General features: G+C 39.3%; 7 protein-coding genes. 4 read left to right on the top strand and 3 right to left on the bottom strand.

All coding sequences use genetic code 11. The annotated features are described in order from the left end of the window. From V7083_RS12355 to adhP, 3 genes are all read left to right on the top strand, one after another. Positions 1 to 461: polysaccharide deacetylase family protein (locus V7083_RS12355; protein ID WP_335478106.1), on the top strand; the 461-nt coding region annotated here is incomplete at its 5' end. A 497-nt stretch (positions 462 to 958) separates the two neighbouring features. Then, complete coding sequence (locus V7083_RS12350; protein WP_335478104.1) at positions 959 to 1,717, top strand: NUDIX hydrolase; 759 nt, start codon at positions 959 to 961, stop codon at positions 1,715 to 1,717. A gap of 186 nt (positions 1,718 to 1,903) precedes the next feature. Beyond that, positions 1,904 to 2,917 (top strand): alcohol dehydrogenase AdhP, encoded by a 1,014-nt coding sequence (adhP, locus tag V7083_RS12345; RefSeq protein WP_335478102.1) that lies wholly within the window; start codon positions 1,904 to 1,906, stop codon positions 2,915 to 2,917. A 69-nt stretch (positions 2,918 to 2,986) separates the two neighbouring features. Here adhP and V7083_RS12340 read toward each other — a convergent pair whose 3' ends face one another. The 3 genes from V7083_RS12340 to V7083_RS12330 are packed head-to-tail and all read right to left on the bottom strand — an operon-like array spanning position 2,987 to position 7,255. Further along, positions 2,987 to 4,432: a sigma-54-dependent transcriptional regulator gene (locus V7083_RS12340; protein WP_335478100.1), complete on the bottom strand. Its 1,446-nt coding sequence runs from the start codon at positions 4,430 to 4,432 to the stop codon at positions 2,987 to 2,989. A gap of 17 nt (positions 4,433 to 4,449) precedes the next feature. Then, on the bottom strand, positions 4,450 to 6,099 hold the full coding sequence (locus tag V7083_RS12335) for a sensor histidine kinase (RefSeq protein ID WP_335478098.1): 1,650 nt from the start codon (positions 6,097 to 6,099) through the stop codon (positions 4,450 to 4,452). Between the two features lie 10 nt (positions 6,100 to 6,109). Further along, on the bottom strand, positions 6,110 to 7,255 hold the full coding sequence (locus V7083_RS12330) for an iron-containing alcohol dehydrogenase (RefSeq protein ID WP_335478096.1): 1,146 nt from the start codon (positions 7,253 to 7,255) through the stop codon (positions 6,110 to 6,112). 175 nt (positions 7,256 to 7,430) lie between these two features. Between V7083_RS12330 and mutM the strand changes: the two genes are divergently transcribed. Beyond that, positions 7,431 to 8,240 carry a DNA-formamidopyrimidine glycosylase gene (gene mutM / locus V7083_RS12325; protein ID WP_335478094.1) on the top strand — a complete coding sequence of 270 codons (810 nt, stop codon included), beginning with the start codon at positions 7,431 to 7,433 and terminating at the stop codon, positions 8,238 to 8,240. The last annotated feature ends 76 nt before the right edge of the window (positions 8,241 to 8,316 follow it).

Below are 8,316 nucleotides of genomic sequence, written 5' to 3'. Positions count from 1 at the left end.
AAAAATATCCCGAAATCATCAAAAGAATATACGATGAGGGACATTTACTTGGGATTCATAACTTCGTTCATAGAGCTAATTGGGGGATGAGCCCTTGGAAGGTTCGCAGGGACTTGGAGAAAAGTGCCTTCATCATTGAAAAAATAACGGGAGAACGTCCCATCTATTACCGTCCACCTTGGGGTTTGTTAAATCTGTTTGATTTATTTCTTTTGAAAAAATATAAAATCATCCTTTGGTCTGTAATGGCAGAAGATTGGCGCAGTAATGGGGGAAGTGAAAAAGTGAAAAACAGGCTTCTCCATCAAATAAAAAAGGGGGATGTCGTCCTATTGCATGATTGCGGCACTACATGGGGCGCAGATGAAGATGCACCAATGAACACCATAATGGCATTGAAGGATGTCTTTAATAAATTGTCAAAGATGGGGATTTCTTGCGTGAGAATAGATGAGATGTAGAAAAAAGAGAATGCGCGAAAGACAAATTAAAGGAAGGACCAGTATGGAATTGTCTTTCATAGTGTGAATGAAGGACAAATTGACTGAAGGTCAGCTAGAAATTGTCTTTCAATGAGTGGATGAAAGACAAATTAGAGAAGGACCAGTATGGAATTGTCTTTCATGTGGTTGATGAAGAACAAATTAGAGAAGATCAAGCCATGAAATGTCTTTCATAAGGTGGATGAAGAACAAATTAGAGAAGAACAAGCCATGAAATGTCTTTCATGTGGTGGATGAAGAACAAATCATAGAAGGTCAAGCAAGGAATTGTCTTTCATAATGTGGATGAAGGACAGAACAAGCGAGGTCAAGCCAGGACTTGTCCTTCAAGAGGTGAATGAAAGACATTTCACGGAAAGGACACTCTAGAATTGTCTTTCATTTGAGGGCCCCGAACCCTTTATATGCATGTACATAAAATAAATGTACATCAAAGTTGAAATGAGGATCACGAAATGTTCTTTTTAAGAGAAACGTATCGAGTTCTCCCAGATAAGGCTGATTCACTAAAAGAATTTTTGAATGAATACTTGTTTCCTAGTTACATCAAAAATGGAGCGAAATTAATAGGAAGCTGGCTCACATCCACTTCAGATGAGGTCATCGTCATTTGGGAATATCCTAGCTATCAAGAGTATGAAAACATCACAGAGAGAATTCAAAAAGATGAATTGTATCAACATGCGCAACCCAATCTACAGCAGTTTATTCTATGCTCTTATCAAGATTTCCTAACCCCGACAGGAACCTACAGCTCACCTAAACAATCGGTTACGGTGAGTGGCTTTATAACGAATGAAAAAAATGAAACACTTTTGGTAAAAACATTTTGGCGATCGGACACCTGGGAGCTTCCCGGCGGAGGGGTTGATGAGGGTGAAACACTCGATAAGGCACTTTGTAGAGAAATCCTTGAAGAAACGGGGATTCAAGTCAAACTAGAAGGGGTAACAGGCGTATATTCCAATGGGAGCAACATTACAATTGTATTTTTAGGAAAAGCAATAGAAGGCTCTTTAACCCTATCAAATGAAACAAAAGAAGTACAATTTATCAAACTTCATCCTGAAAACCTAAAACAATTCATTAAACGGGGAAAGTACATCCCCAGGGTAATGGATGCGATGAAGGGACAATGTTTGCCTTATGAATCGTTTAAAGTGCGACCGTATCAGCTTTTGAAAAGATTAAATGGTAATGTTGATTGGAATTAATACTCACAAACGTTGTGGGTATTTTTAGCTTTCCGGCAGTTTTGGCCATGCAATCGGTTAATAGTGCCGAAAGATCGGCTGAATGTAAATACTTCCCCTCAACTTATTTAATGTTTTGCAAGTATATAAGATTGGCATGTTACTTGCAAAGTATATAGGTGAATTTTTCACTAGGGGGAATGGGGAATGAAAGCAGCAATTGTAAGCGAATTCAAACAGCAGTTGGAAATTAAGGAAGTGCCAAAGCCAACATTGGGATATGGGGAAGTGTTAGTAAAAATGGAAGCATGTGGTGTTTGTCATACCGATCTTCATGCGGCACACGGAGATTGGCCGATAAAACCAAAGCTTCCGTTAATACCTGGCCATGAAGGAGTAGGTATTGTAACAGAACTTGGTGAAGGCGTAAAATCCCTAAAGATCGGCGATCGTGTTGGGATTCCTTGGTTATTTTCGGCATGTGGTGAGTGCGAATATTGTTTAAGCGGAAGAGAAACGCTTTGCACGAAGCAACAAAATGGTGGCTATTCCGTTGATGGGGGTTATGCGGAATACTGTAAAGCGCCAGCAGATTATGTTGCCAGAATACCAGAGGGTCTTGATCCAGTTGAAGTGGCACCAATTCTATGTGCAGGGGTTACCACCTATAAAGCTCTGAAAGTGTCTGAAGCAAAGCCAGGGGATTGGGTGGCCATCTATGGAATTGGCGGTCTGGGTCATATCGCTCTTCAATACGCAAAAGCGATGGGCTTTAATGTAGTAGCGGTCGATATTCATGATGAAAAGTTAGAATTGGCAAAAGAATTAGGTGCGGATTTTACTGTAAACGGGATGAAAGTGGATCCAGCAGCGGCCATTCAAGATAAAGTAGGCGGTGTACAGGCTGCAGTAAGTGTGGCCGTCACGAAAAAAGCATTTGAACAGGCCTATCAATCTGTTAAACGAGGTGGGACTCTAGTAGTTGTTGGATTGCCGCATGATGAGCTGCCAATTCCGATTTTTGATACAGTTTTGAATGGTGTTACCGTAAAAGGGTCCATCGTCGGTACTAGAAAAGATATGCAGGAAGCCCTAGATTTTGCTGCCAGAGGAAAAGTTCGTTCACAAATCGAAACGGCTCCGCTTGATGCGATCAATGATGTATTTGATAAAATGGAATCTGGAAAGATCAACGGCCGGATTGTTCTAACTATGAATTAATCGTATAGCAAAATTGAAAACTGAAAAGACCGGGTAGATAATTCCGGTCTTTTTCGGCTGTATGATGGATTATTTTTTTTCATTCAAATAGTATCTTAGTTTTCTTTGAGAAATGCCTAGCAAATCAGCTGCCTCTTTACGGTTCCCGATTGTTGTTTGCAGTGCTTTATAGATAAGTGCTTGAACTGTTTTAGATTCAAAGGATTTGATCATATCAAGAATTTTATGTAAATCAACGCCTCTATCCATTTCCCATAGCAACATTAAATCTTGGTGCCACTTCCTTAAATATTCTTCTGTTGAAAAAGACGATGAGGAAATTCCTTTGCGTTCTATTACAGTAGTATGAGAAAGGGGTGGGCTTGAGTTCGTTATTTTTCCAGGAAGATAGTTAGGTGTTATGGTTGATGTTTCCCCCTCAACTAATGCTATGGTCCATTTAATGACGTTGATCAGTTCCCTCATATTTCCCGGCCATTGATAGTTACACAAATACTTCATTGTCTCATTGTCAAAGGTTAGATCAAGGCCTTGCTGTTTTATATAATGTTGGATAAATAACGGAATATCTTCGAGTCGGCTTCGTAATGGGGGGATGGTTAACCTGACTACATCCAGGCGATATAATAAATCCTCGCGGAATGTCCCAGAGTCAACTGCTTTTTGTAAATCAACATGGGATGCGGCAATTAATCTGGCTTTACTCCTATGTGTGAATTCCCCGCCGACCTTCATGAATTCTCCCGTTTCAAGAACACGTAATAGTTTTACTTGTGTCGCAAGGGAAGCTTCCCCAATTTCATCAAGAAATAAGGTGCCTTTTCCTGCCAATTCAAAATACCCTTTACGCTCTTTTATTGCACCCGTAAAGGCGCCTTTTGTATGGCCGAACAGTTCACTTTCCAACAGACTTTCAGAAATAGCTCCACAGTTGACGGCAACGAATGGAAACGCAGATCGCTGGCTGGCCTGATGAATGAAATGGGCTAATACTTCCTTTCCTGTCCCCGTTTCCCCCTCGATCAATACATTGACATTTTTTTGAGCAAATTTATAGGCTAAAGTGTAAAGGTGATGCATCTCTTCATTATTGCCAATAAAACAGCCTAAGCGGTTGGATAGATCATAGGCATCACTAAGAGTAGGGGAGGGTGTGGTTGTTAACAGTTGGTGTGTTAATTGTTCAATATCAGAAATATCTTCAAACGGCTTTTCAATAAAATCAGACGCTCCTAGTTTTATAGCTTCAATAGCTGTTTTTACAGTGCTATAACCAGTCATGACAATTGCATTACAGTGTGGTTGCTTCTTTTTAAGATGTAGTAAAATATCTAAGCCATTTCGGTCTGGGAGCCTGACATCAAGAAAAGCTAATTGATATTCTAGTTTAGAGACATACCCGTCGAATTCTGATCCACTTGTACAGCATGTGACAGTATGCCCCATATCAGTTAATAGGTGGTTTAGAAAACGGCAAATTTCTCTTTCATCATCGACTACTAAGATATTAGACATTTTTTCACCTCTTTACATCAATCATTGATCGGCAAGAGTAGTTTAAAAGTACTACCTTCACCAAGTGTACTTTCTGCCTCCAGTGTTCCGCCATGTGCTTCGGCAATCCCTAAACTAACAGAAAGCCCAAGTCCATTCCCTTTTAATCCGTTTTTTGTTGTAAAAAACGGGTGGAAAATTTCCGAAATCACCGATGCCTCTATTCCACAGCCATTATCCTCTACGGTTAATATAATTTTTTTGAATCCGTCTTCCTCTTGCAGATAGGTTTGAAGAACAATTTTTTTACCGTTCCGTTTCGAATCCTCTAAAGCATCCTTTGCATTTAATAAAAGGTTTAAGATAATTTGTCCAATTTGTTGGCAGCTTCCATCGATCAATGGAAGGGATGGGGTGAATCTTGTTTCAATTTCGATGGCCTGCTTGTAAAGCTGATTTCCAACTAGACTTATTACTTGTGAAGCGGCCACATTGACCGAACATTTTTCGAAAAGGTATTCATCCTGTCGTGAAAAGGTTAACAGATTGCGAATAATATTCTTGCTCCTTTTCCCGCATTCATATATATCTTCTAATAGTTTATAACTTGAATCAGGAAGATCAAGTTTCCTAAGTAAGAGCTGTGAATTTCCCATAATGGCAGTGAGTGGATTATTTAGTTCATGAGCTACTCCGGCTGCCATTTCACCAATGGCAGCTAGTTTGCCGGATTGGATCAACTGAGCTTCAATCCTGCTTTTCGCTGTAACGTCTTTAATGTAAATAATCGTTGCATATAACTGATTAGCATCATTAAAAATCGGGAAACAATAACACTCACAAACCTTTTTATCGATATGTAATTTACTTGAGGATGGGCTTTTTGTAAGAATCGTTTCTTTAAATGGGTTCACTTCCTCTGTAAATAAAAGTTGATCCACATTCAATTCAGTAAGATTCTGCATTTCAGATAAGTATTGGAAAGCCGAGTGATTAGCTTGGATAAGCTTTCCATTCACATCAACCATAAAAATGGCGTCAGAAACTGCTTGAAAGGTTTCTTCCCATTGTTTTTTCGTCTCAAGTAACTCATTGAACAGACGAACATTTTCTAAGCAAACGGCGAGTTGGTCAGCGAGCTGTTGGAAAAATGCCCGATCTGATAGATGAATGTCCATTTTTACCTTACTGCCAAGTGATAGAATACCCTTTACATGTCCTTTACTGATAAGTGGGAATAAGTTGACAGCTACTAAATTCAGCTTTGAAAAAGCGTGATCCTCAAACCAAGCCTCATGGTTTTTGTTCGTCTCAACTAAGTGATAATAAGGTTCAGACGACTGTAATACATGCCAGTATAAAGAATTCTTCGTGGGATGGAGGGATCCAATTGTCAATTCGAAGGATTCGAAAGGGTAGATGTTTGCTAAAACTAATTCCCCACCATGCAATAAGGATAGGCTGATTCTATCAATCGGAAATATCGTTTTTAATTTTTCTAGTACATGTTTCAACATGTTATCCATGGACATATCTACATTAAAGCTTTTCATAAGCTCGTTAATGATTTCTAATTGTGTATTCTTTTTTTGGAGTTCATGAATCGTTTTTTTTAGCTCTGTGTAATAATTTCGTTTTGAAGATTGTACCCCTGTTAACAGTTCAATCATTTGTTCTCTGTTTTTCATGGTGCCTCCCTTATAATGCTTTTCTCAACAAAACTTCGACATCATTTGCTGAAATATCACGGGGATTGGTAATCATACAAGCATCTTGGAGGGAAAGCTCACTGATCTTTTGAATCATCTTTTCTTCAAAACCCATTTCTGATAGATTTTGTGGGGCACCGATATCAATGGATAATTGTTTAACGTGTTCAATTGCCTTTCTCCCAGCCTCAAAAGGCGTTAAACCATTGATATTTTCTCCAAGTAATTCAGCAATTTCTTGAAATCGTTTCGGATTAGCTAAAAGGTTAAAATCCATCACATGAGGCAAAAGGACAGCATTAACATCACCATGGAGCATTGGGTATCTTCCACCAATGGAGTGGCTCATGGCATGAACAGCCCCTAAAATAGCGTTAGAAAAGGCGAGTCCAGCATGTAAACTTGCCATGGCCATGTTTTCCTTTGCTTCTGCATTCAATTTTGAAGCCACGGAAGGCCTGAGATTATTCGAAACGAGCTTAATAGCATTCTTTGCAAATACATCAGTCATTGGAGTGGCTGCGATACTAACAAATGATTCAATTGCATGTGTTAAAACATCCAGACCAGTGGAGGCAGTCAGCCTTGCACTTTTTGTAGATAGCGTCTCTGGATCCACTATGGCAATGTCTGGAACTAATGATTTAGATACGATGGTCATTTTCTTTTTCTTCTCGGTATTTACAATGACAGAGAATTGAGAAACTTCCGATCCTGAACCAGCTGTTGTCCCTGCCATAACTAAGGGTGGAAGCGGAATTTCAATCCTGTCAACACCTTCATAATCAGCAATTTTACCGCCGTTTGTTACTAAAATAGCGACGGCCTTGGCAATATCGATGACGCTGCCACCGCCTACACCAATGATAGCATCGCATCCATGTTCAATATAAAAATTAGCTCCATTTTCCGCTTCAAAGTCCTTCGGGTTGGTAGTGATATCATGAAAACAAGCATAGTTTAAACCTGCATCACGGCAGCTTTTGACAACCGTTTTATTCCAGCCTGCTTCGATTACACCAGCATCAGTGACAATTAGTACTTTTCTTGCTCCAAGCCGAACACAACTTTCTCCAACCTGTTGAAGAGAGCCTTTCCCAAAAATCACTTCGGGCATGGCAAATTTATTTATCATCGAACTCACCGACCTTTTCCTAACCTTCCTACATAAAATATTCGCTTTAAAAAAGGAAAATCCTGTTAACATGCTGAAAAATGGGGAATTCCCCGTTAAACGAATGAGATCGAGTGAGATTAGGTTAAATTAAGGATATGACTTTGCTAACTGCCTATATGAAAGGAGTCTTCAAATGCCAGAGCTCCCGGAAATGGAACACTACAAAATGCTCTTGAATGAAAAAATTGCCGGTAAACCCGTTACGGACATCCAAATAAATCGAGAAAAATCGATTAATGTAAACCCAGAACTATTTACAAACACGGTTAAAAACCAAAGAATCATGCAGATAAACAGGCGGGGAAAGCATTTGCTTTTTGAATTGCAAAATGGACAGACTCTGCTGCTACATTTAATGCTTGGGGGTTTTATGTTTTTTGGGAAAGAAACAGAAAAACCAAAACGAACCATTCAAGTACGATTATCCTTTGGAGATCATCATCTCTATTTTATAGGGCTCCGTTTAGGTTACTTACATCTATTGTCAACAAATGAAGTAAAAGAACGGTTGGAGCACTTGGGACCAGAACCATTGCAGGCTGATTTTATAGAGAATGAGTTTCTAAAACTCTTGAATAAAAAACATGGCCGTTTAAAAACGACCTTTATTGATCAAGACTTTATTGCTGGCATCGGTAATTGTTATTCAGCTGAAATATGTTATCATGCAAAAATATTTCCGACGAAAGACATTGATGATTTAAATGAAGGTTATCGCCGGACTCTTTATCATTCAATGAAAGTTGTTCTGCAGGAGGGTATTCAATTTGGCGGCTATATGGAAAGTCCCCTATTTAGAGGCGATCAAAAAACAGGGAATTATCGAGAACGATGCCAGGTTTACGACCGAGAAGGTGAATTATGCAATAGATGCGGTGCGACAATTGTTATGGAAGAAGTAAGTTCCAGAAAAACGTATTTTTGCCCCAATTGTCAGCAATAAATCTCGATCATTAGGAGCGGGATTTTTTTATTGGCATTGCTAAGGATGATATTAAGCCATGTTGATTGGAGAGGAA

It is taken from the genome of Bacillus sp. JJ1764, from assembly GCF_036962145.1.
Classification (GTDB): domain Bacteria; phylum Bacillota; class Bacilli; order Bacillales; family Cytobacillaceae; genus Neobacillus.
This window is presented reverse-complemented; position numbering and strand designations above follow the sequence as displayed.